Origin of the sequence: Bradyrhizobium sp. AUGA SZCCT0160 (genome assembly GCF_018130105.1) — a bacterium.
Classification (GTDB): Bacteria; Pseudomonadota; Alphaproteobacteria; order Rhizobiales; family Xanthobacteraceae; genus Bradyrhizobium.
In genome coordinates, this window is record NZ_JAFCMD010000029.1 from 14,233 (window position 1) to 35,779 (window position 21,547).

The following is a 21,547-nucleotide window of genomic DNA, read 5'->3' on the forward strand; positions in this document are numbered from 1 at the left end:
GCTGTGCTGCAGCGTTTTCTGGCCAGCGGCTGGGTCTCCGAGCCGCCAGAATCGCCAAATTCCCTGTAAAATTCCCTGTTTGCAGGGAATTTGCCCGGAGACGGGTGCGATCAACACTGCGTCGCCAGCCACGCATTCCGGCCCCTTAAGAGACTTCCCTAAAGACCCGAGAATGGGCCGGAAATCCCGACTTTTCCGGCATTCGACTTTGTCTCCGGACTCCGGATATCTGAGTTTCGGGGGCGGAGTCGCGAAAGTCTCCGGCCTCTCCCGCGAAAATTCCCGTCTTACGGAGACTATCGGCAGAGACGGGTTCGATCAGGACTGCCGCCCGACCTTGGCAGTCCGTGTCGGCTCGATCTCCGATCGCGGCGCGACGGAATCGGCAATCCTTCACCCAGACTGCTGCGCGATCCTGATACTTTGTTTCGGCCAGATCATCGGCTTAAACTATTCACAATCAGGAATCTCTGGCTCTCGGACTGCCGCGCGACGATCTGGAGGATTCGATCCCTCTCGTTCCGCCTGCCGACCAAAGTCAGCCTACTTACGGCCGCCGTCCTACATTTTTCTCCCCAGAGAGGTCTCATCGCGTCGACAAGCCTCAGAGATCAAACTATGGGACTGACAGGTCACCTACCTTAGCTTACGGCAGTGGCACTCGGGCCGAGGAGTCGAGATATGCGTCACCTGTAAGTATTAGCGATGAGATTACGGGCAAGCATGTTCTGACCTGAAGCCTCGTACCTCTTTGGCTCAGCGTAGGGGATTGCTACACTAGACCGATGCTGCGCGGATTCGACCTTCATCTCAAAGCAAGCGATGGGACTTAATCACTCCTCGTGAAAGCACGTCGATGGAGTGCTTGCTTCGCGCAATCGTACTAGTCTCCAATCCGGCTTGCTTGAAAGCGTCAACTATTACGAACCACATACTTTCAGTGTTCACGCCAGCCTCAAATCGGATGCTGATTTGGGAGGGTGGAGTCGCCTTTATTACCGCGATAGGTACGCCGTATGATTGAAGATTGGTAATTATTCTTTTTGCGTGAATTAGGAACTCACTTAACCGCGCGGTTTGCGGAGGCAGTTCGCCGAGCTTGCCAATCCATCCGCCGTTGTAAAGTCCAAGTCGAATCTTCGGCCAATGTGATTGGTCGGAGACTTTTGTCAGATGATCAGCCATCGAACCGCCTCGGCCGGAGGCTACGCCGACGACCACGCCCCCTCTAGAAGCCGTATTAGATTTTCTACGATTTTCGGTGAGGGTAGCCGATCGTTGTCATTTGAGCTGCTCAGAGTTCCGTCATAGTCAAAAACAAATGGAACGAAACTTTTGTGTCTCGAATGCCAATTCAGTATCTTCTAGCGCTCGTCTTATTTTCCCGCTGCTGCGCGATGAGCGTCGCCGTCCAGGGAAGCGTACAAAGTGGATAACTTGTATTTTCCGGCGATTTGCGGCACCTGAGTTGTCGAATGACGATGGAAGCTTCGTGAAGAAAAGCAGGAAGGTCAGCTCCCGCGGCGTGACCAGGAAAAGCGCGGCCAGGACTGGCGGACAATCCGCGGGTTCCGCCATCGCGACGTCCTCGCCCCTCGGCATGTTGGCGCTCCATCTTCGCGAGCAGTGGAAAAAGTCCGGTCGTGATGGGTTGGTGTTTCTCGCTGAAGACGAGAACAGGGCCGAGCGGCTCGGCGGCATCGTCCATGCACTCGATCCATCGCTCGATGTTCTCGTATTCCCCAGATTGAATACGTTGCCCTTCGATGGGCTGGAGCCATCGCGCGAGATCGCTGGCAGGCGGTGTTCGGTCTTGCGCCGTCTTGCCAGAAGAAAGAAGCCGATTCTGCTCGTCTCGACGGCAGAGGCGATCATGGAGCGGCTGCCTTTGCCGGCGAGCTGGTCGCGCATCAGCCTAAGCCTTAAGGTGCTAGCGTCATATGCCGAGCAGGACCTCGAGGCACGCATTGAGAAATTGGGCTACGATCTCGACGAAGAGGCTGAATATCCGGGCGCCGCGCTCTTTCACGGCGCGACATTCGAGATCTTCCCGGCCGGTGCTCTCGGGCCGTACCGGATCGAGCATTCCGGCGGTTCGATCCGCAGAATTGTTGCCGTCGACCCGAATGAGCATGACGTCATATCCGATCTCAAGGAACTGATTGTCGATCCGATGTCGGAACGCCTCGCGCTGGGCGGCAACCGGGCGCAGCGGGCTACCTTCCTGGACTATTGCGATCGGGCACGATGGTTCGCGGATGCAAAAGTTCCGGCCCACGCTGACAGCTGGCTGAGTACGATCGAGGAGGCGGCCGGCCGCAGGGATTCGGAACGCGAATATCTGGGGCGAGGGGACTGGAAGAAGCTGAAGAAGCGCACGAGTGTGCTTCCTGCCAAGGCGGCGTTTGTGGCCACGCCCGACTTCTCAAAGGTCGCGGCACCGAGGAAAGCGCTTCGCGCGTTCGTGGCCCGTGCGGAACGCGCCGGATCTCGTTTGCTCTTCGTCGCCGCGGTCGAAGACGATCTGCGCGCGATGGAGCGCATGAGTGGGGTCAGGGCGGAGCGTTTCGCCAACTGGGACGAGGCGGTGGAGGCAAGAAGACGCGAGGGCGCGCTGTTGGCCGACTTCGACGCGGGCTTTTTCGCTCCCGGGAAAAAGCAGACCTTGGTTGTGACCGCGTCTGACGTGCTCGGTAGCCGTGCCCATCATCCGCAACCGATGGCCAAAGCCTGGACAGTTGCCTTCAATCACCCGGATATTCCCGAGCGCGGCGCGGCCGTCGTTCATCTCCAGCGTGGCCTGGCTTTGCTTGATCGTTTGCAGACCATCGACATGGGGAACGGTACAAACCGCGAGATGATCAGGCTCGAATTCGCCGGGGATGATGCTGCGCTTGTTCCGCCTGCCGATCTCGCCTTGATTTGGCCCTACGCTGTAGAGCCCGGTAAGCTCACGTTAGACAAGGCCGATGGCAGCACGTGGTGGAACAGGCGTGGCGAGGCCGAGCAGGAAATCGAAGCAGCGGCCAAGCAGCTTGCGAAACATATCGCCCAACGACGGCGCCGGCGTGCTCCCAAGCTGGTCGCTCCAGGGGCGGCCTATGAAAGATTCGTCGCGCGCTTTCCCTGGTTCACGACACCTGATCAGGCCAAGGCGATCCGGGACGTGCTGGACGATCTGGCGGCCGGTCACCCGATGGACCGGGTGGTCTGCGGTGACGTCGGCTTTGGCAAGACCGAGGTCGCCTTGCGGGCGGCGGCGGCTGTGTCGCTCTCGGGAAAACAGGTCGCTGTCGCGGTTCCGACCACGGTCCTCGCCAGACAGCATGTCGAGACGTTTCGCAAGCGGTTCGGTCCGCTCGGGATAGAAGTGGCAAATTTGTCGCGGGCAGCAACGGCAGCGGAGATACGAGATACGAAGGAAAAACTCCGCCGCGGCAAACTGAAAGTCGTTGTCGGCACACAGGCTCTCGCCTCGACCGACGTGAAATTTGCCGACCTCGGCCTCGTCATCATCGACGAGGAGCAGCATTTTGGTGCGGCGGAGAAGGCGAAACTTTCAGGCCTTGCGAAGGGCGTTCATGCCCTTTGGATGAGCGCCACGCCGATACCGCGTACGCTGGCGGCGGGTCTTGCAGGATTCCGGGACCTGAGCATTATTGCGACGCCGCCGGTTCACCGGCTGCCTATCGTCACCAGGGTTGCTCCGCTGTCGGACGCCGCGATCGCCGCGGCTTTGCTGCGTGAGCAGAGACGCCACGGGCAGAGTTTTCTGATTTGCCCCCGTATCCAGGATCTGGAGCCGATGCTGGCAAGGGTGAAGTTGACGGCTCCAGACCTTCGCGTCGTATGTCTCCATGGCCGCTTGCCTGCCGAGGATATCGACGATCGAATGATGAGCTTCGTCGAAGGTGAAGCGGACGTGCTCCTCGCGACCAATATCGTGGAGAGCGGTCTCGACATCCCCCGGGCGAACACCATCGTCATCTGCTGGCCGGAGAAGTTTGGTCTGTCGCAGCTTCATCAGCTAAGAGGCCGCGTCGGACGGGGCGGCACGCGTGCTTTCGCGTATTTGTTAAACGAGTCGAACTCCGAACAATCCGAGAAGCGTTTGGCCGTACTGGAGCAGTTCAGCAAGCCCGGCGCCGGCTTTGCCATTAGCGAGCGTGATCTGGATCTGCGGGGCGCCGGAGACCTCTTCTCCGAACAGCAGTCTGGCCATCTGCAGGTATTCGGGCCAATGCTCTATAGCCATCTTCTCAAGCGGGCGTCGGAGAAGGGCGCCGACGGTGGCGCCGAACTGTGGGTGCCTGATCTGAACCTGCCGATCGCCGATATGCTGCCCACGGGCTACGTACAGTCGGACGCTGTTCGCCTGGAAATCTACGGCCGTATTGCCAGATGCCGCACCGAGGATGATCTCGACGATTTGGAGGACGAAACCGCACGTCGTTTCGGCAGGCTGCCGCCGGCCGCGCGCGAGTTTTTCGCGGCGGCGAGGCTCAGGCTCGATTGCAAGCGGCGCGGCATTATGAGGCTCGACGTCGGCCCCGAGGCTGTTGCGGCGACGTTTCTCCCCGGTCGGCTTCGCAAGTCGAGAGCGAAGTCGCTGCAGCGCGAAGGCGATCGCGTGGTCTATATCGGTAATCGCAATGCGAAGCCATTCGAACGAATAAGCGACTTCCTTGAGTTGCTGGACGAGTAGTTGGCTAGAGCCGTTTCCATAGCATTCGATCGACGAATTCAGCCGATCACCTCCCGCTGTACGGCCCAAGGTAACGGCAGCGTTTTGGGAATGTCCTTTAGAGCCATTGTGGCCTCGCCATTCAGGACGCTCATGGTCAATTCTGGCGGCAGGAACGCTAATCGCAGGCCTTGCCGAACCACTTTTGGATTGATGTTGGCCGCCGCAGCAAGGTCTTCAACGCAGGCGTACCGACCCGCGGTTAGGTCTGCCAGCCACGCGTGAGCCCGGGCGACGGACTTCACAAGTTTTTCGTCGGTATGGCCCGGCGCGCGCGTGATGGTGGCAACGCCTTTTGGCTTAGGTGACCAAGGAATGTCGATGGTTCGCTGCTTTCGCTTGATATTTCCCGCATCCACACGGATGCAAGCTGCTGATACCATCACTTTTACGATTTGATCGATCGCTATCCCGCGCTCTTCGGCTGCCGCTTTTCGGACGCCCTGAGTTTGGCACTTTCGGACATGGCTAATCTGGCGGGCGATGGCCGCTTCTGAGTGAAAAGGAGACATCGTTATTATTCGATTTGCGACTGGCCGCTCATGGCGCAAAGCGGCCGCTCGCAACGAGGCCTGGCCTAATCTACTAGTCTAATTAGTTGCTTCGCAACGGTTCCCAGGGCCAAGCGCAGAGGGGAAGTGATTTCAAAGGGGGCGGTGGATATCAAGCGAGCGCAATTTCACCGGGTGGCTCGAGTAGGTGCGTCGGCGGGTCGGAGGCGGCGCCGATCGGCTCATCGAGCAGTTCGAGAAGATTTCGCATGGCGTTTCACCAGATCATTCGAGACCGTGTCGATGATCTCATCCGATAGTGCGGGATCTGACACCACGCGGGAGAGGACAACCGATCCGATCATCTCGGCGAGCGCCGCTATCGCCGCGCTCCGCTTCGCTTTTGCACTTCTTCCTGGCACGAGCTTGGTGAGAAGCCCGATATAGTTACTGACGATGCTGCCGAAGCATTCCCGCAGCGCCGGATCGTCGTGACGTGCCGCGTCGGCAGCCATTGCTGCAAGGCCGCACCCTTGCCCCGGATCATCGCGGTGGTAGTCCGACACGTAATGACGCACGAGGGTCTCCAGCGGATCATCGCTCGCTGCGATACGGCCCGCGATATCCTCGCTCATATCCTCGTAGGCCCGCGTGACCGCCTGAACGATGAGGTCGTCCTTTGACTTGAACTGCCGGTAGAAGCCTCCGGGAGTGAGCCCGGCAGCCCTCGTCAAGTCGACAAGCCCGATACCGTCGATCCCACGTTCCCGGAACAGCCTTGCGGCGGTCGCGATCACCCGCTCGCGATTCTGCTCGACCGTTTCCTTGCTGACTTTCACGAGCCCTTTCCTTCCGATGGCGACGGCCGAGGCATAACGCCGGCATGACCTCTTTCAGCGGGGCCCGGACTGGTCGTCCAAGAGGCCCTTGACAATGATTATATACATAATCATAAATAAGCGATGATTACGAACATAATCATTGGCGGCGCTGACAAGGGAATTCGAAATGGCACATGCACAATCGCGCGCAGCGGGAGAAAAGGTCGCCCTGATCACGGGCGCTTCGGGGGGCATCGGGCTTGCGGCCGGACTTGCCCTGATCCGCGCGGGATATCGGGTGTTCGGCACCAGCCGTCAGGCCGCGCCCGACGAGGTGCGACAGGGCATTCATATGCTTCGCTGCGATGTCACTGATGATGAGTCCGTCAAACAACTGATCAAGGACGTCGTTGGGCTTGCAGGCCGGATCGACGTGCTCGTGAACAATGCCGGCCGCAGCTTGATCGGCGCCGCCGAGGAATCGTCTCTCAATCAAGCCCAGAGCCTGTTCGACATCAACGTCTTCGGCATCCTTCGCACCACCGCTGAAGTGCTGCCCATCATGCGCAAGCAGGGCCAGGGTCGGATCATCAACATCAGTTCGGTGGCCGGCTTCCTGCCCGGACCATATACAGCGCTCTACAACGCCACCAAGCACGCCGTCGAAGGCTATTCCGAATCGCTCGATCACGAACTGCGAACATTCGGCATTCGTGTCTCGCTGGTCGAGCCAGTCTTCACCCGCACCGCGCTGGAAGAGAACGGCGACAAGCCCGATCGGATCATAAATGTCTACGACAAAGGACGCACGGCCATGAACGCGACCTGGCGCAACGGCATCGCGGCCGGCGATCCCGTGGAAGCCGTGGCGGACAAGGTAGTGCAGGCTGCCACCGAAAAAGAGCCGAGCATTCGGTACACGCCCGGAAAAGTGGCGGGCCGTCTCCGCCTGATGCGGCGCTTTGTTCCCGAAAAGACTTTCGAGAAGAGTTTTCGCAAGCAGATGGGCGTGGCTGATTGATCCCTGAAATCGAGAGATCTCCAAGCAAGCAGACATGTCTCTTTCACCGAGGAGCGACCCATGAAGTACTATTTGTGCAAGTACATTCCGCCGCGCGCTGATTTTCTCGCGACCATGACCGCCGACGAGAAAGCATGGATGAAGCAGCACGGCGCGTTCCTGGATGACCTGCTCGAAAAGGGACAGATCGTCGCGCATGGCCCTGTCATGGACCCGAGTGGCGGATACGGCGTGTCGCTCTATCAGATCGCCGATGACCAAGACATCAAGGCGATCACCTCGGAAGACCCCATCGTGAAGAACGGCGCCGGTCACTATGAGCATCACCCGATGCTTCATCTGAAGGCGCGCGGCTAACCGTGCCGCTCCGACGATTTGTCACCACCGATCCCCGGCAGGGCATCCCGATGCTCGAAATTCATTCAGGACAACATCCATGACCATCGCACTCGTTACCGGCGCTTCGAGCGGCATCGGCGCAGTTTACGCACGCCGCCTGGCCGTACGCGGCCACGATCTCGTGCTCGTCGCTCGCGCGACCGACAGGCTCAACGCCCTCGCCACCGAACTGCGCAATGCGCATGGCGTTGCGGTCGAAGTCATCACGGCCGACCTGATCGACGGCTCCCAACTCGAACCGGTTCTCCGGCGCCTCCGCTCCGACCCGCCCATCGACATCCTTGTCAACAATGCAGGCGCGGCGTTGATCGGAGATTTCGCGACCGCCGATCCAGTCAAGATGGACGATCTGCTACGGCTGAACGTGGTCGCGCCGACGTTGCTCGCGTCCGCCGTCGTCGGCCGCATGGTTGAACGCGGCAAGGGCGCGATCATCAACATCGCGTCGGTGCTGGCTCTGCTCCCCGAATATTCCCGGGGCATCTACCCGGCGACCAAGTCATACCTGATGACGCTGTCGCAAGGCCTTGCCGCCGAAGTCGCGTCGAAGGGCGTCTATGTGCAGGCCGTGCTGCCTGCGGCCACGCGCACCGAGATTTACGAACGAGCTGGTGGCGACGCCAGCAAGGTGCCCAATGTCATGGAGGTTGAAGATCTCGTGGATGCGGCCCTGGTCGGCTTCGATCGCAAGGAATTGGTGACAATTCCGCCGGTGCCCGATGTGGCGGCGTGGGACGCCTTTGAGAAGGCGCGCGGCGTTTTGGCGGCAGGCTTCGGCAACTCCAAGCCCGCCGCGCGTTATCGGGCCTGACGGCGAAGTTGGTCGTCGTCGCCCACTGATTGGCGCGAGCAAATCGGACATTTGCGCGATAAGAGTGGCCATTTCGGAGCGCGCCGCTGGAACACGAGTACTTCCCCCGCTATCCCGGGCCGATTTTGCACGACAACCAGCCTGGACGTGTTATGCGGCATCGGGTTCGGAGCTATCGGTTCTCTTTCATTGCCAACGTCGAAAGATGACGCTGGCGTTGACGCCTCCGAAGCCGAATCCATTCGAAATCGCATGCTCTATCGTCATGCGCCTGGCCTCACGAGAGACGAGGTCGACGCCTTCCGCGGCCGTGTCACCATTTTCGAGATTGAGAGTGGGCGGCGCGACCTGGTCGCGTAACGCGAGGATCGTGAAGATCGCTTCCGCTCCCCCGGCTGCGCCGAGCAGATGACCAGTTGCCGATTTGGTAGCGCTCACGGCAATTTTACCGTCGCGGCCGAACACGGATTTGATCGCTTCAAGTTCGGAAACGTCGCCAACCGGCGTCGAAGTGGAATGGGCGTTGAGATGCTGGATGTCACCGGGCTTGAGGCCGGCCTGCCTCAAGGCGCCTTCCATCGCGCGACGCGCGCCGTCCCCGTCCTCGGGTCCTGACGTGATGTGGTAGGCATCAGCAGTCGTGCCATAGCCGGCGATTTCGGCGATCGGTTGGGCTCCCCGGCGGAGTGCGTGTTCCAGCTCTTCGATAACGAGGATACCGGCACCTTCACCCATGACGAAGCCGTCACGGTCGCGGTCGAAGGGCCGGGACGCACGCGCTGGCGATTCGTTGAAGCCGGTCGAAAGGGCCCGGGCGGCGGCGAAGCCGCCGAGGCTCACAAGATCGATGCAGGCTTCCGTGCCACCGCAAATCGCGATGTCCGCTTCGCCGGTTCGAATGAGGCGTGCGGCATCGCCGATCGCCTGCACGCTCGCGGCGCAAGCAGTAACGGGCGTACCGATGGGACCCTTGAAGCCGTAGCGGATGGAAATATGACCGGCCGCGAGATTTGCGAGAAAGGACGGCACGGTGAAGGGCGAGAGACGCTTGATCCCGCGCTGATCGGTGGTGCGAACTGCCTCGACGATTGCCGGAAAGCCTCCGATACCCGACGCGATGATGGTCGCCGTGCGCTCGAGCGAGTGTGCGTCGGAGGGCGTCCATGCCGCTTGTGCAATGGCCTCGGCCGTGGCGACCAGTGCGAACAGGATGAAGCGATCCATCCTCCGCTGATCCTTGGGAGCAACGACCAGATCCGGATCGAAGCCGCCACCCGGATCGTCGGCTTTTATCGGCACGATTCCAGCGACCCGCGCGGGAAGGGTAGCCGCCCATTCGGGAAGGGCGGCCAGCCCTGAGCGGCCCGCAAGCAGGCGGGACCAACCCAACTCACTGCCGCAACCCAGCGGTGATACCAGTCCCAACCCCGTAACGACGACACGACGCATAATCAGTTACCTTCCAATCTTGGCCCATCGTCGCTGATGGCAGCTAAGCTGCCATTCGCAGCAGATCGATGATCTCGGCTTCGTTTTTGAAGGGCCGCGGATTGGCCTGTACGAAGCGATGATTGATTGCAATCTTGCTAATCTGATCGAACTTGCCTTCGCCTATGCCGACATCAGCGAGGCGGCCAGGTAGTCCAAGTGCTCTTGTGAATGCTGCAAAGGCGTCTGCGGCGTCGCCACCCGGGGCGCCAAGTGCCGTCGCCAAACGCTTCTGCGCCTCCTCGGTGAAGGGTTTGTTGTAGCGCAGAAGGCTCGGCATGATGACAGGTGTGCAGTAGTAGTGGGGAACCTCGAAGGTGCCGCCAAGCACATGGCCAATGCCGTGGCTTGCTCCCATCGGAACGCGTGCCTGGAGGCCATAAGACGCCAGCCATGAGCCGTATTGAGATTGTCGACGCGCCTCCAGATCATCAGGTTGCTGCAAGGTCCGGAGCATTCCCTCGCGCAGAATGCGGATACCTGCCAAGACGACTTCGTCAGCTAACGGGGTGCCGGCCGGTGAGCACAGCGCTTCGATACCGTGATCCATCGAGCGAGTTCCCGATCCCATCCAAAGGTTCGATGGCGTTTGAAGGGTGAGGGCAGGGTCGAGGATAATCGCCAGTGGCATCATTTGGGGATGGAAGAATATCTGCTTCAACTTATGGCGCTCGTCCGTGACGAGTGCTGCTGCATTGCATTCGCCGCCATTCAGCGTGGACGGTATTGCGATCTGTCGGACTGTGGGCGAAAGGAACGGAGAGATGTTTACGCCCGGGCCCATGGGAAATGGATCGAAACCCGCTTCATCGCGGATATCATGTTCCATCGCCATGATGACTATCTTGGCGAGATCGATAGCAGAACCTCCCCCGACAGCCACGATTAGATCAGCTTCTGCGTCATTAGCTTGACGGGCCACCTCGGCAGCTTGCTTGCGCGTCGTATGCTGCGCAATTCCATCAAAGGTCGCCACATGTTTGTCGCCAAGAGCACGACGAATCTTCTCGATCTCATCGGTCTTGGTGTTCAAGGTTCGACTGACGATGAGGAAGATGCGCTTGGCATCCAGTCGCACCGCCTCGTCGTTCAAAGCGTCCGCCGCAGCTTTGCCATAAACGACACGATCGATTGCTGGAAAGGTGTGGATCCCGGATTTGCGCATTTCGTGTCCTCCATGAAATTTACAGGATTAACTAGCTCTCAAGCGGCCGCGGTTTCGCGAACCTGTTTGGCCGCCGCCTTCAGAAGGGCCTGAGCCAGATCGGGGTCGTTGACGACGCGCGATAGCATCAGCGCACCGACCATCGTCGAGAGAATGGCCATCGCTTTGCCCTTGGGCTTCTCGCCGCTGGTTTCGGCAATCATTCGGCTGAGGATTTCGAGATGGTCTTTGATCCCGGTTTCGAATGACGCTTTCACGTCGCTGCCCTGTCTGGCGGCATCTGAGCCGAGCGCCACGATCGGGCAGCCGTCCATCTTTTCATCGCGATGGTCGGCGCTGAGGTAGAACGCAACCACTGCGCCGAGTGGATCCTTGGGTTTCGCCGCGGTCGCGGCCGACCATCGGAGAGTGGCGCTCTCCAACGCCCGCTTGGACGCCTGAGCCGCCAAGTCCTCCTTTGACGCGAACTGCTTGTAAAAGGCGCCTTGGGTCAGCCCGGCACCCTTCATCAGATCCTTGAGGCCGATGCCGTCAAAGCCGCACTCCCGAAAAAGGCGACTTGCGACATTGATTACAGTTTCGCGGTTTTCCGCGGCCTGGATGCGACTCACGCGCATTGCAAATCTCCAATTTTTAGATTGCGTTCGAAATCTATATCAGATATAGAGTTCGAGTGCAATCTATTTTGGTGAGGCTGTGCCATGAAAAAAGGACCCATTATCGTGCTGGGAAGCATCCTGATCGCGGTGTTCGGGGTCGCCGGATTCGTTACGCTTTCCATCCGTACGCACGCAGCCTCTGCCGTGAGCGACCCGAGGCAGGACCCACCGATCGTCAGATTGGTGACGGCAGCACGGGTGACCGGATCCGAACGCGGCTTCACGGGCATCATAGCGGCGAGGGTGCAGAGCAACCTCGGTTTTCGCGTTGCCGGCAAGATCGTGGAACGGCTCGTGAATGCCGGTGAGCAAGTTAAGGCCGGTCAACCGCTGATGCGGATCGACGAAACCGACCTCCGCCTTGCGGTCACGGCGAAGCGCAACGCCGTTGCCGCAGCGCGCGCATCTTTCGTTCAGACCGAAGCGGATGAACAGCGATACGCCGGGTTGGTGAGCAGCGGATGGGCTTCCCGACAGCGCTACGAGCAAGCGAAGGCCGCGTTGGATACCGCCGCGGCCCAACTGGCCACCGCTGAAGCTGATGCGCGCGTCTCCGAGAATGAGGCGACCTACTCGATCCTGGTAGCGGACGCGGACGGAACGGTGGTCGATACGCTTGGCGAGCCCGGGCAGGTCGTCTCCGCCGGCCAGACAGTCGTTCGGATCGCGAAGGCCGGCCCCCGCGAAGCGGTGGTTGCGCTTCCCGAAACAATCCGGCCAGCGATCGGCTCCGTGGCGGAGGCCAGCGTGTATGGGGCCGACGGGCGGCGCAATATGGCGCATCTGCGGCAGTTGTCGGATGCCGCCGATGCTCAGACCCGCACCTATGAGGCCCGGTATGTGCTCGACGGTGAGGCTGCGGCAGCGCCTCTTGGCGCGACGGTGACCATTCGACTGGCAAGCCAGGCCAGCCAGCCGGAAGTTCAGGTGCCGCTGGGAGCCGTGCTCGACGACGGCCGGAAGACGGGTGTTTGGGTCCTGGACAGCGCCACATCAACCGTCCGCTTTCAGACCATCAAACTTGTTCGGCTGAGCGGCGAAAGCGCGGTGGTCTCTGGATTGAGTTTTGGTGATCCGATTGTTTCTCTCGGCGCTCACCTCCTGCAGGAGGGCGCACGCGTTAGGACTGCGTCCAACTGATGAGCTTCAATCTTTCCGCGATCACCGTCGGAGACCAACAATGCTATACGGTTACATTGTCAAGAACGAAATCCGAAAGACCTTCGACCACGTCAACAACCACCGCTGGGATGAAGCGGTGAAAGCAGTCGCGCCGGATGTCCATCACCGCGTTTCCGGCGCCCACGCGCTTGGTGGTGAGCGCAACGACAAGAAAGCCATGCGCCGCTGGTTTGAGCGCCTCGGACGCGTCCTTCCCAATCTCCATCTCACAGTCAACAACATCTGGGTGAAGGGCTGGCCGTGGAATACCACCGTGTTTGTCCAGTGGGACGGCACCGCAACGCTGCCACACGGCAACGCGTCGTATGTCAACCGTGGTCTCCACGTGTTCACCCTGCGGTGGGGTAGGGTCCATGCACTCGAGGAATTTCAGGATTCACAGGAAGCGGCCCGTGGGCTTGCTGCCCAAGCGGCAGCTGGTCTCAAAGAAGCTGTCGCCGAACCCATTGTAAGTTAGCAGAAGCGCAGTCAGAGGCCCGCGCTCTTTGGGTTAGCGCGGTTCACTCGGCGCCCCACCTGCCGCAAGACGGCGAACGTCAGGACGTCGAGGAATAGGAGTCGGCAAATGCTGAATTTCAATCTTTCCGCGATCGCCGTTCGAGAACGGGCCGTAACCCTGTTTTTCATCCTCCTGATGGCGGCCGCAGGCGTCTATGCCTTCTTCATGCTCGGGCGGGCGGAGGACCCCTCCTTCACCATCAAGACGTTGACGGTCACGACGGTATGGCCAGGCGCGACGGCGCGCGAGATGCAGGACCAGGTCGCCGAACCCTTGGAAAAGCGGCTTCAGGAGCTGACGTGGTACGACCGGGTGGAGACAACCACACGGCCAGGCTACGCGTACATGACGGTTACGCTGAAGGACAGCACACCGCCATCCAGCGTGCAGGAGGAGTTCTACCAGGCCCGCAAGAAGCTTGGAGATGAAGCGCGCAAGCTGCCGCCTGGTGTGCTCGGCCCCTTCGTCAACGACGAATATTCGGACGTGAGCTTCGCCCTTTATGCCCTCAAGGCGAAGGGCATGCCGATGCGGGAACTCGCCAGGCAAGCCGAAACCATTCGCCAGGACCTCCTGCACGTCTCCGGCGTCAAGAAGATCAACATCCTCGGCGAACGTCCCCAACAGATATTCATCGAGTTCTCCTACGCCAAACTGGCAACCCTCGGCGTATCGGCACAGGATATCGTTGCCGCCTTGCAGCGGCAGAACGTCGTCACACCCGCAGGCTCAATCGACACCAAGGGGCCGCAGGTCTTCATCCGGGTCGACGGCGCTTATGACAGCGTCCAGGCGATCGCCGACACGCCCATCGTCGCTGCGGGGCGGACGCTGAAGCTCGCCGACATCGCCGATGTCCGCCGCGGCTACGAGGACCCTCCCACCTACCTTATTCGACACCAGGGTGAGCCCTCCATCATGCTCGCGGCGGTTATGCAGGAAGGCTGGGATGGCCTCGCGCTCGGCAAGGCGCTGGAGCAGAGGTCCGCAGCTATCGCTCGGACGCTGCCACTCGGGATGAATCTAGCCAAAGTCAGCGACCAGGCCGTCAACATCACCTCGGCGGTTGACGAATTCATGATGAAATTCGCGATGGCGCTCGGCGTGGTGCTGCTGGTGTGCCTGCTCAGCCTCGGCTGGCGCGTCGGCATCGTCGTGGCGGCTGCCGTCCCTCTGACGCTTGCCGTCGTGTTTCTCATCATGCTGGAAACCGGCCGGTTCTTCGACCGCATCACGCTCGGCGCCCTGATCCTGGCGCTTGGTCTTCTCGTGGACGACGCCATCATCGCCATCGAGGTGATGGTGGTGAAAATGGAAGAGGGCATGGACCGCATCAAGGCGGCGGCCTATGCGTGGAGCCACACTGCGGCGCCGATGCTGTCCGGTACACTCGTGACGGTCGCCGGATTCCTCCCGGTCGGCTTCGCGCGCTCGACGGCAGGCGAATACGCCGGCAACATCTTTTGGGTCGTGGGGTTCGCCCTCATTGTCTCCTGGATCGTCGCGGTGGTCTTCACGCCCTATCTTGGCGTCAAGATGCTTCCGACGATCAAACCGATCGAAGGCGGTCACCACGCGATCTACGGCACACCGAACTATCGACGCCTGCGAGGGATCATCACCTTCGCCGTGCGCCACAAGTTCGTTACCTGCAGCATCGTCGCTATCGCTTTCGCGCTTTCCGGCGTCGGCATGGGCGCCATCAAACAGCAGTTCTTCCCGACGTCCGACCGCCCCGAGGTGCTGGTGGAGGTTCGTTTACCAGAAGGCACCAGCATTGAGACGACGACCGCCGCAGTCGAAAAACTCGAGCACTGGCTGGACCACCAGTCGGAGGCTAAGATCGTCACGAGCTATGTCGGTCAGGGCGCTCCCCGGTTCTTCTTCGCAATGGCGCCTGAGCTGCCTGATCCGGCCTTCGCCAAGATCGTCGTGCTTACACCGGACGCGGACGCGCGCGAGGCTTTGAAGCATCGGCTCCGACAGGCGGTGTCAGATGGGCTTGCGCCTGAGGCTCGCGTGCGCGTCACTCAGCTTGTGTTCGGACCCTACACGCCGTTCCCGGTCGAGTTTCGCGTCATGGGGCCTGACCCCGCGCAATTATACGCCATCTCTGACAAAGCTCTCGATGTCATGCGTGGCGTTCCCGATGTGCGGCAAGCGAACCGCGATTGGGGTAATCGCACACCTGTGCTCCGCTTCATCCCGGATCAGGATCGACTGAACCTCATCGGCCTCTCCTCGGCGGAGGTAGGCCGGCAGCTGCAGCTCCTCCTCACTGGCATCGCTGTTACGCAGGTCCGCGAGGACATTCGCAATGTCCCCATCGTGGCACGCAGCGCGGGTGGCGAACGGCTGGATCCAACGCATCTGGCGGATTTCTCACTGATGAGCCGGGACGGCCGCCCGATTCCGCTCGACCAGATCGGCCATGCTCAGGTCCGTCTCGAAGAGCCGATTATGAAACGCCGCGATCGCACACCCGTCGTCACGATTCGCTCGGACATCAACGAGGCGACCCAGCCTCCAGAGGTCTCTAAGGAGATCAAGACGGCCCTTGAGCCGCTGATCGCATCCCTTCCGGCCGGATATCGCATCGAATTGGGCGGATCTATCGAAGAGGCGACCAAGGCCAATGACGCGTTGGCGACGGTCTTTCCCGCCATGATCGCCGCCATGTTGATCGTCACCATGCTTCAGGTGCGATCCTTCTCGACGATGGCGATGGTCATGCTGACGGCACCGCTTGGCCTCGTCGGCGTCGTACCGATGCTCCTCGCCTTTAATCAGCCGTTCGGATTCAACGCCATTCTGGGCTTGATAGGACTGGCGGGCATCCTGATGCGCAATACTCTCATCCTGACCGAACAAATCAAAGAGAACCGCGCTGCCGGCCTTGATGACTATCACGCCGTCATAGAGGCCACAGTGCAACGCACGAGGCCCGTGATCCTGACCGCACTTGCCGCCGTGCTGGCCTTCATTCCCCTCACGCATTCCGTCTTCTGGGGGTCGATGGCCTATACGCTGATCGGCGGCACGGCGGTCGGCACGGTTCTGATCCTGCTGTTCCTTCCTGCGCTTTATGCCGCGTGGTTTCGGATCAAGCCGACTGCAAATGAGATCCATGAGGGTTCGACGGAGGAACCGGAATTGCGAACCGCAATGGCTGCCGAGTAGGGCGCTCTTGTCGGAGGAGATACCTTCAAGCTCTCACCCGCGGGGTCGCTTTGATCATATGCAAGCCAGCTGCGCCATCTTACTGCTCACAGGCGATCCTCTAGATCGAGCTGCTTCTTGTCTCCAAACACATCAACATTAGTTTTATTATGGAATTGATAAGCTGGCGCTGGAACAAGCAAACGCGCGCCTTGTATTCAGCGCGCGAGCGCGCGTGGCCCCCACGACCTAATCGCCTTCTAGGGCCGAATTGCTGTGACGGTTGAACTCGTTTCCGCTCGCGCCCGAGGCTCGTCGCTGGCTGGCTGACCGGCGGGCGACAACGGAGATGCTTGACGAGTTCTAAAATAGAACTATAAGATGGCGCGAGCGACTTACCCCGAAGGGTGCGCGCTTGGGAGGATGATCAATGTTGACGAAATGGAAGGCTGTGGCGGCTCTGGCTTTACTGCTGAGCGGGCCTGCATTCGCGGCGGACGAGCCGGGAATCTCTGCTACCGAGATCAAGATCGGCGGCGTCTTCCCCTTCAGCGGACCGGCATCATCGATCGGTCTCGTGGGCAAGGGGGTTATCGCCTATATTCAGTCGGTCAACGATCGCGGCGGCATCAACGGACGCAAGATCAATTACATCGCGTATGACGATGCTTACAGCCCTCCCAAAGCCGTGGAGCATGTCCGCAAACTCGTTGAGAGCGACGAAGTGTCGTTCATGTTCGGCCAACTCGGCACTCCCGGTATCTCGGCTACGGCCAAATACCTGCGGTCGAAAGGAGTGCCCAGTGTCGCAATTATCAGCGGGTCCTCCAAGTTCACGGATGTCGCCAGTCATCCCCTGACCACGACAGGTCTTGTCAGCTATGACACCGAAGGAAAGATCTACGCCAAATATCTGACGAAGACATTGCCAAACGCCAAGTATGCCATCCTCTATCAGAACGACGATCTCGGCAAAGACTATGTCAGCGCCTTCAAGGCGTTTCTCGGAAAGGATTTCGACCGAAAGGTCGTGACCGCTTCCTATGAGGTCACCGAACCGACGGTTGATTCACAGGTGGTCAATCTGAAGAGCTCCGGCGCGGATGCCCTCGTGATCGCCGGCACACCGAAGTTCGCCGCTCAGGCCATCCGGCAGGCGTCGGTGATCGGCTGGAAGGCGACCGTCATCATCAATTTCCCATCCGGCTCGGTCGGAGGCACGCTCGCTCCCGCCGGTCTCGACAAATCGGTCGGCGTGATCGTCGGCACGACCAACAAGGATATCCTGGATCCGACATGGAAGGATGACCCTGGCATGCAGACCTACCGGGCATTTCTGGACAAGTATTTGCCGGGCGTCGATATCACCAATGGCAGTTACCTGACCGGCTACCAGCAAGGCGTCCTGCTCGAGCAGATTCTAAAGCAATGCGGCAATGATCTGTCCCGCAAGAATATTCTCGCGCAGGCCAAGAACCTCAGGGATTTCGTGGTGCCGACTGTGCTGCCTGGCGTCAAGGTCAACACCACCGACACGGTGAACATGATCTGGACACAGATGCGACTGCAGCGATGGACCGGTACTAGTTGGGAAGGCTTCGGGGAAGTGCTGGATGCCAAGTCCGAGTGAATTCACTGGGCGAGGCGACGGGGGCGGCAGTTGGCGGGCTGGTTGCCAACCGCCGGCTGGTCTGGCCCGAAAGCTCGATTGATCGTTCGCGCGATCCAGGCAGGTAGGTCCAGCGGACATGGCATCAGAAGCGACGAATCGTGCCCCGCGCGCTTGTCGACCATCACAGCGGTTCAGGAGATTGTTTCGATGTCGACGAAGCCACTGACGTTCGCGCCAAGGGAGCTTTCCATAGAGCGTCGAACCGACGGCACGCTCATATTGAGCTCGCCACTTGAGTTAGGAAAGTGCGACTGGCGTATCACGGATTTTCTTCCGGACTGGGCAAATTCTGTTCCCGATAGAATTTTTCTTGCGCAACGCAATGCGGAAGGGGGATGGGACGAGATCACCTATCGCGAGGCATGGTCGCAGGTTCAGGCGGTTGGCCAAAGCTTGATCGACATGGGCGCAAAGCCGGCCGACAAGCTGGCGATACTTTCAGGAAACTCGATCGAGAACGCGGTGATCTCGTTTGCCGCGATGTCGATAGGGGTAGTTCTGGCGCCGATATCCCCAAACTACACGCTGATGCCCGGCGGCCTGGCTCGGCTCAAGGATATAGCGGAAGCGCTGCGTCCGAAATTTGTTTTTGTTCAGAGCGCGCGCGACTTTTCCGCGGGACGTTCTATTCCCGAACTGGCAGCATCGACCTGGATCAGTGTCGATGGGGCGCCGGATACCGTGCCTTTCGGTGCGCTGAAATCCCGAACGGGGAGCAAAGGATTCGCGGATGCATCACAGGCGGTTTCTTGCGACGCTGTCGCAAAGATTCTCTTCACATCCGGATCGACAGGTTTTCCCAAAGGCGTGCTCAACACTCACCGCATGATGGCGAGCTCCTTGCAAATGGGGAGTCGGCTGGTGTCTCCTCCGGACGCGCCGGTGCAGGTCGAGTGGCTGCCATGGCACCATACGATGGGCAGCAACGTCATCCTTCACGGCATTCTCAAGAATGGCGGTACGCTCTACATCGACGATGGCCGGCCGCTGCCTCAGCTCTTCCACAAGACGGTCGCGAATCTCAGGGAGATTTCGCCCACCGCCATGTTCAACGTACCTGCGGGCTACAATCTCCTATGTGATGCTATCGAGAACGACCTCGAACTTGGCGCCAGCGTATTCAAGCGGATCGATAGATTGAGCTATGCCGGGGCTGCCATCTCGCAGGCCACGCTTGAGAAACTCTATCGGCTGACATCGTCGATCACTGGCCGGCGAATTCCGGTCATGTCGGGCTACGGCACCACCGAAACGGCCCCGACAATCAGTACGACCCATTGGGCGACCGACCAGCCGGGAGAGATCGGTCTTCCCGCGCCGGGTCTGCAGCTAAAACTGATCCCTGCTTCCGATACGTACGAGGCGAGGGTCAAGGGACCCAACGTTACGTCAGGTTATCTCGGAAGGCCGGATTTGACGGAACTGGCCTTCGATGAGGAAGGATTCTATCGCATCGGCGATACTGTCTCGTTTCTGGATCCTCAGAAGCCGGAGCTTGGGTTGCGCTTTACAGGCAGAATTTCCGAGAACTTCAAACTCGCGAACGGTACGTGGGTCTCGGTCGGGAATATGCGAGCGGCAATTCTGGCTGCAACCCGGGGCGTATTGCTGGACCTTGTCGTCGCGGGAGAAAATCGTGAATCGTGCGCGCTGCTCTGCTGGTTGAATCCGGCCGAGGCAGCGCGAATCTCGAAGACGTCCGATTTGACCTGCGACCCTCTCGTAGTTCAATTCCTGAAAGACCGTTTTCGGGAATACAATGAAACCGTCGGAAGCAGCGAAAGAATTTGTTCGTTCTCCCTGCTCAAGGATCCGCCGTCGATGGCGTCAGGCGAGATCACCGACAAGGCCTACGTCAATCAGCGGGCCGTGTTGAGTCACCGATCGTGGTGCGTCGAAAGGCTGTATGCAGAGCCGCCAAGCGAAGACGTGATAGTGATTTGAGCGTGAGCGCCCTGACGGGCAATCACGCCGCTTGTTTGCGGGTCTTTGGCTTTGCGGGCTTGTCGCGAGAATTCCGTTCTGAAGGGGCGCGGGCCCCGGGGCCGGGGTGGGTGTGTACCTCCTTGGCCAAAAGCGGCTCTCCGCATTCGGAGCACACCATGACCGGATCGAAGTTCTTGCCGCATTTGCGGTGCTGATGCAGCAACGGCCGCCCGCGTTCGTCGACCATGTGGGTGTCGCCCCAATGGACGAGCGCCATCATGATCGGATAGAGGTCGAGACCCTTCTGCGTCAGGATATACTCATGGCGCTTAGGTGACTCCTGGTATGGAATGCGGCGCAGCACGCCCTGCCGAACCAACTTTTTCAGCCGCTCTGCGAGCAAATGGCGCGTGATTCCAAGCGCTGACTGAAAACCCTCGAAGCGGCGCGTACGCAGAAAGCATTCGCGGAGGATCAGAAGCGTCCAACGGTCACCGATCACACCGATGGTTCGAGCCATCGAACATGGCTCTTGCTCAAGTTCATCCCATTTCATTCCTGCTCTCCGGTCGGCAGGCGCTGTTCCCCTCGAATCAATCCCGGGAACCGCAGCCGCCTCTTCCATTCTAGATAGGTACTAAATGCCAAACAATACCCCGCGACCAGTTAAAATCAGCAGAATTCAGCGCAGATTTGACAGTTCGATTTTAGAACTGTATGACCGAATGGTAGCCGGAGTTCGGCTGGACGATCACCAAACCTGACCATCACTGCGCTCTGCGGGAGGAACCGACATGCCCCTGAAAGTTGAATTCCTGTTCGATTTCGGCAGCCCGAACGCTTACCTCGCGGAACTGGTCCTGCCGGGAATTGAATGGCGCACCGGCGTGAAATTCGAATATGTCCCGGTTCTGCTCGGCGGCATCTTCAAGGGGACCGGCAACATGTCGCCGTTCGACTCGCTTCGCGGAATCAAGAACAAACCGGAATACCAGGCGCTTGAGACCCAGCGCTTTATCCGCCGCCATAACATCACGAAGTTTCGCCAGAATCCCTTCTTTCCGGTCAACACGCTGATGCTGATGCGCGGCGCCGTCGCGGCTCAGTTTGAAGGCGTGTTTGAGCCCTATTTTCGTGCGGCCTATCATCATATGTGGGAAGAGCCCAAGAAGATGGATGACCTCGAAACCTTCCGGAACGCCTTCATCTCCTCAGGCATCGATATCGACCGATTGATTGCGCGTGCGCAGCAGGATGACGTCAAGAAGGGGTTGATCGATCGGACGACCGACGCGGTTGGCCGTGGAGCATTCGGCTCACCGACTTTCTTCGTCGGAAAGGAAATGTTCTTCGGCAAGGACCAGCTCCGTGACGTCGAGGAGTCGATCGTCGAACAAACCAGTCAGCTGGTTTCGAAAACGGCCTAAGGTTGCGAATTGAGGCCTGCAGAGCCAGGCCGATGTTCCGGGCTTGCATGGGGAAAATTCAGTCGGCCCCACAACGAAGTAAA

16 protein-coding genes are annotated in these 21,547 nt (G+C 59.8%); 10 read left to right on the plus strand and 6 right to left on the minus strand.

All coding sequences use genetic code 11. The features are described from left to right. Positions 1–1,600 precede the first annotated feature (1,600 nt). Entirely contained in the window at positions 1,601–4,705 is a 3,105-nt protein-coding gene (locus JQ558_RS32960) for a helicase-related protein (protein ID WP_212296377.1), read from the plus strand. A 38-nt stretch (positions 4,706–4,743) separates the two neighbouring features. Here the strand turns inward: JQ558_RS32960 and JQ558_RS32965 are convergent, their stop codons facing one another. Both JQ558_RS32965 and JQ558_RS32970 read right to left on the minus strand, forming a co-directional pair. Further along, the gene (locus JQ558_RS32965) at positions 4,744–5,256 is read right to left on the minus strand and encodes a hypothetical protein (RefSeq protein ID WP_212296354.1); all 513 of its coding nucleotides are present in this window, start codon (positions 5,254–5,256) and stop codon (positions 4,744–4,746) included. A gap of 221 nt (positions 5,257–5,477) precedes the next feature. Further along, positions 5,478–6,074, minus strand: a complete 597-nt coding sequence (locus tag JQ558_RS32970) for a TetR/AcrR family transcriptional regulator (RefSeq protein ID WP_212296355.1) — start codon at positions 6,072–6,074, stop codon at positions 5,478–5,480. A 169-nt stretch (positions 6,075–6,243) separates the two neighbouring features. Here JQ558_RS32970 and JQ558_RS32975 point away from each other — a divergent pair, with 169 nt between their 5' ends. The 3 genes from JQ558_RS32975 to JQ558_RS32985 all read left to right on the plus strand — a co-directional run bounded on the left by JQ558_RS32975 (position 6,244) and on the right by JQ558_RS32985 (position 8,287). Then, positions 6,244–7,077: an oxidoreductase gene (locus JQ558_RS32975; protein ID WP_212296378.1), complete on the plus strand. Its 834-nt coding sequence runs from the start codon at positions 6,244–6,246 to the stop codon at positions 7,075–7,077. A gap of 60 nt (positions 7,078–7,137) precedes the next feature. Beyond that, entirely contained in the window at positions 7,138–7,434 is a 297-nt protein-coding gene (locus JQ558_RS32980; RefSeq protein ID WP_212209027.1) for a YciI family protein, read from the plus strand. A gap of 79 nt (positions 7,435–7,513) precedes the next feature. Next, positions 7,514–8,287 (plus strand): SDR family oxidoreductase, encoded by a 774-nt coding sequence (locus JQ558_RS32985; protein ID WP_212296356.1) that lies wholly within the window; start codon positions 7,514–7,516, stop codon positions 8,285–8,287. A gap of 186 nt (positions 8,288–8,473) precedes the next feature. Here JQ558_RS32985 and fabF read toward each other — a convergent pair whose 3' ends face one another. From fabF to JQ558_RS33000, 3 genes are read right to left on the minus strand one after another with little or no spacing between them, the layout of a single operon-like run. Beyond that, positions 8,474–9,736, minus strand: a complete 1,263-nt coding sequence (fabF, locus tag JQ558_RS32990; RefSeq protein ID WP_212296357.1) for a beta-ketoacyl-ACP synthase II — start codon at positions 9,734–9,736, stop codon at positions 8,474–8,476. Between the two features lie 43 nt (positions 9,737–9,779). Next, on the minus strand, positions 9,780–10,940 hold the full coding sequence (locus tag JQ558_RS32995) for an iron-containing alcohol dehydrogenase (RefSeq protein ID WP_212296358.1): 1,161 nt from the start codon (positions 10,938–10,940) through the stop codon (positions 9,780–9,782). 38 nt (positions 10,941–10,978) lie between these two features. Continuing rightward, positions 10,979–11,557: a TetR/AcrR family transcriptional regulator gene (locus JQ558_RS33000; protein ID WP_192735085.1), complete on the minus strand. Its 579-nt coding sequence runs from the start codon at positions 11,555–11,557 to the stop codon at positions 10,979–10,981. 84 nt (positions 11,558–11,641) lie between these two features. Between JQ558_RS33000 and JQ558_RS33005 the strand changes: the two genes are divergently transcribed. The 5 genes from JQ558_RS33005 to JQ558_RS33025 all read left to right on the plus strand — a co-directional run bounded on the left by JQ558_RS33005 (position 11,642) and on the right by JQ558_RS33025 (position 20,055). Then, positions 11,642–12,739 (plus strand): efflux RND transporter periplasmic adaptor subunit, encoded by a 1,098-nt coding sequence (locus tag JQ558_RS33005; protein WP_212296359.1) that lies wholly within the window; start codon positions 11,642–11,644, stop codon positions 12,737–12,739. Between the two features lie 40 nt (positions 12,740–12,779). Further along, positions 12,780–13,238: a nuclear transport factor 2 family protein gene (locus JQ558_RS33010; protein ID WP_212209033.1), complete on the plus strand. Its 459-nt coding sequence runs from the start codon at positions 12,780–12,782 to the stop codon at positions 13,236–13,238. Positions 13,239–13,349: 111 nt separating this feature from the next. Further along, a complete protein-coding gene (locus JQ558_RS33015) occupies positions 13,350–16,460 on the plus strand; it encodes an efflux RND transporter permease subunit (RefSeq protein ID WP_212296379.1) in 3,111 nt (1,036 codons plus the stop codon). 409 nt (positions 16,461–16,869) lie between these two features. Continuing rightward, positions 16,870–18,069 (plus strand): ABC transporter substrate-binding protein, encoded by a 1,200-nt coding sequence (locus tag JQ558_RS33020; protein WP_212209034.1) that lies wholly within the window; start codon positions 16,870–16,872, stop codon positions 18,067–18,069. A gap of 153 nt (positions 18,070–18,222) precedes the next feature. Further along, the gene (locus JQ558_RS33025; protein WP_283814202.1) at positions 18,223–20,055 is read left to right on the plus strand and encodes an AMP-binding protein; all 1,833 of its coding nucleotides are present in this window, start codon (positions 18,223–18,225) and stop codon (positions 20,053–20,055) included. Between the two features lie 22 nt (positions 20,056–20,077). On the opposite strand, the gene JQ558_RS33030 is transcribed toward JQ558_RS33025, so the two are convergent. Then, a complete protein-coding gene (locus JQ558_RS33030) occupies positions 20,078–20,593 on the minus strand; it encodes a helix-turn-helix domain-containing protein (RefSeq protein WP_212296361.1) in 516 nt (171 codons plus the stop codon). 238 nt (positions 20,594–20,831) lie between these two features. Between JQ558_RS33030 and JQ558_RS33035 the strand changes: the two genes are divergently transcribed. Further along, the gene (locus tag JQ558_RS33035) at positions 20,832–21,464 is read left to right on the plus strand and encodes a 2-hydroxychromene-2-carboxylate isomerase (protein WP_212209037.1); all 633 of its coding nucleotides are present in this window, start codon (positions 20,832–20,834) and stop codon (positions 21,462–21,464) included. Positions 21,465–21,547 lie beyond the last annotated feature (83 nt).

Excerpts from the sequence above, each read along its gene's own strand:
- JQ558_RS33030 (WP_212296361.1), bottom strand. The coding sequence starts at position 20,593 with ATGAAATGGGATGAACTTGAGCAAGAGCCATGTTCGATGGCTCGAACC.
- JQ558_RS32975 (WP_212296378.1), top strand. The coding sequence starts at position 6,244 with ATGGCACATGCACAATCGCGCGCAGCGGGAGAAAAGGTCGCCCTGATC.
- fabF (WP_212296357.1), bottom strand. The coding sequence starts at position 9,736 with ATGCGTCGTGTCGTCGTTACGGGGTTGGGACTGGTATCACCGCTGGGT.
- JQ558_RS33010 (WP_212209033.1), top strand. The coding sequence starts at position 12,780 with ATGCTATACGGTTACATTGTCAAGAACGAAATCCGAAAGACCTTCGAC.
- JQ558_RS32980 (WP_212209027.1), top strand. The coding sequence starts at position 7,138 with ATGAAGTACTATTTGTGCAAGTACATTCCGCCGCGCGCTGATTTTCTC.
- JQ558_RS32965 (WP_212296354.1), bottom strand. The coding sequence starts at position 5,256 with ATGTCTCCTTTTCACTCAGAAGCGGCCATCGCCCGCCAGATTAGCCAT.
- JQ558_RS33005 (WP_212296359.1), top strand. The coding sequence starts at position 11,642 with ATGAAAAAAGGACCCATTATCGTGCTGGGAAGCATCCTGATCGCGGTG.
- JQ558_RS32960 (WP_212296377.1), top strand. The coding sequence starts at position 1,601 with ATGTTGGCGCTCCATCTTCGCGAGCAGTGGAAAAAGTCCGGTCGTGAT.
- JQ558_RS33020 (WP_212209034.1), top strand. The coding sequence starts at position 16,870 with ATGTTGACGAAATGGAAGGCTGTGGCGGCTCTGGCTTTACTGCTGAGC.
- JQ558_RS32985 (WP_212296356.1), top strand. The coding sequence starts at position 7,514 with ATGACCATCGCACTCGTTACCGGCGCTTCGAGCGGCATCGGCGCAGTT.
- JQ558_RS33000 (WP_192735085.1), bottom strand. The coding sequence starts at position 11,557 with ATGCGCGTGAGTCGCATCCAGGCCGCGGAAAACCGCGAAACTGTAATC.
- JQ558_RS33035 (WP_212209037.1), top strand. The coding sequence starts at position 20,832 with ATGCCCCTGAAAGTTGAATTCCTGTTCGATTTCGGCAGCCCGAACGCT.
- JQ558_RS32995 (WP_212296358.1), bottom strand. The coding sequence starts at position 10,940 with ATGCGCAAATCCGGGATCCACACCTTTCCAGCAATCGATCGTGTCGTT.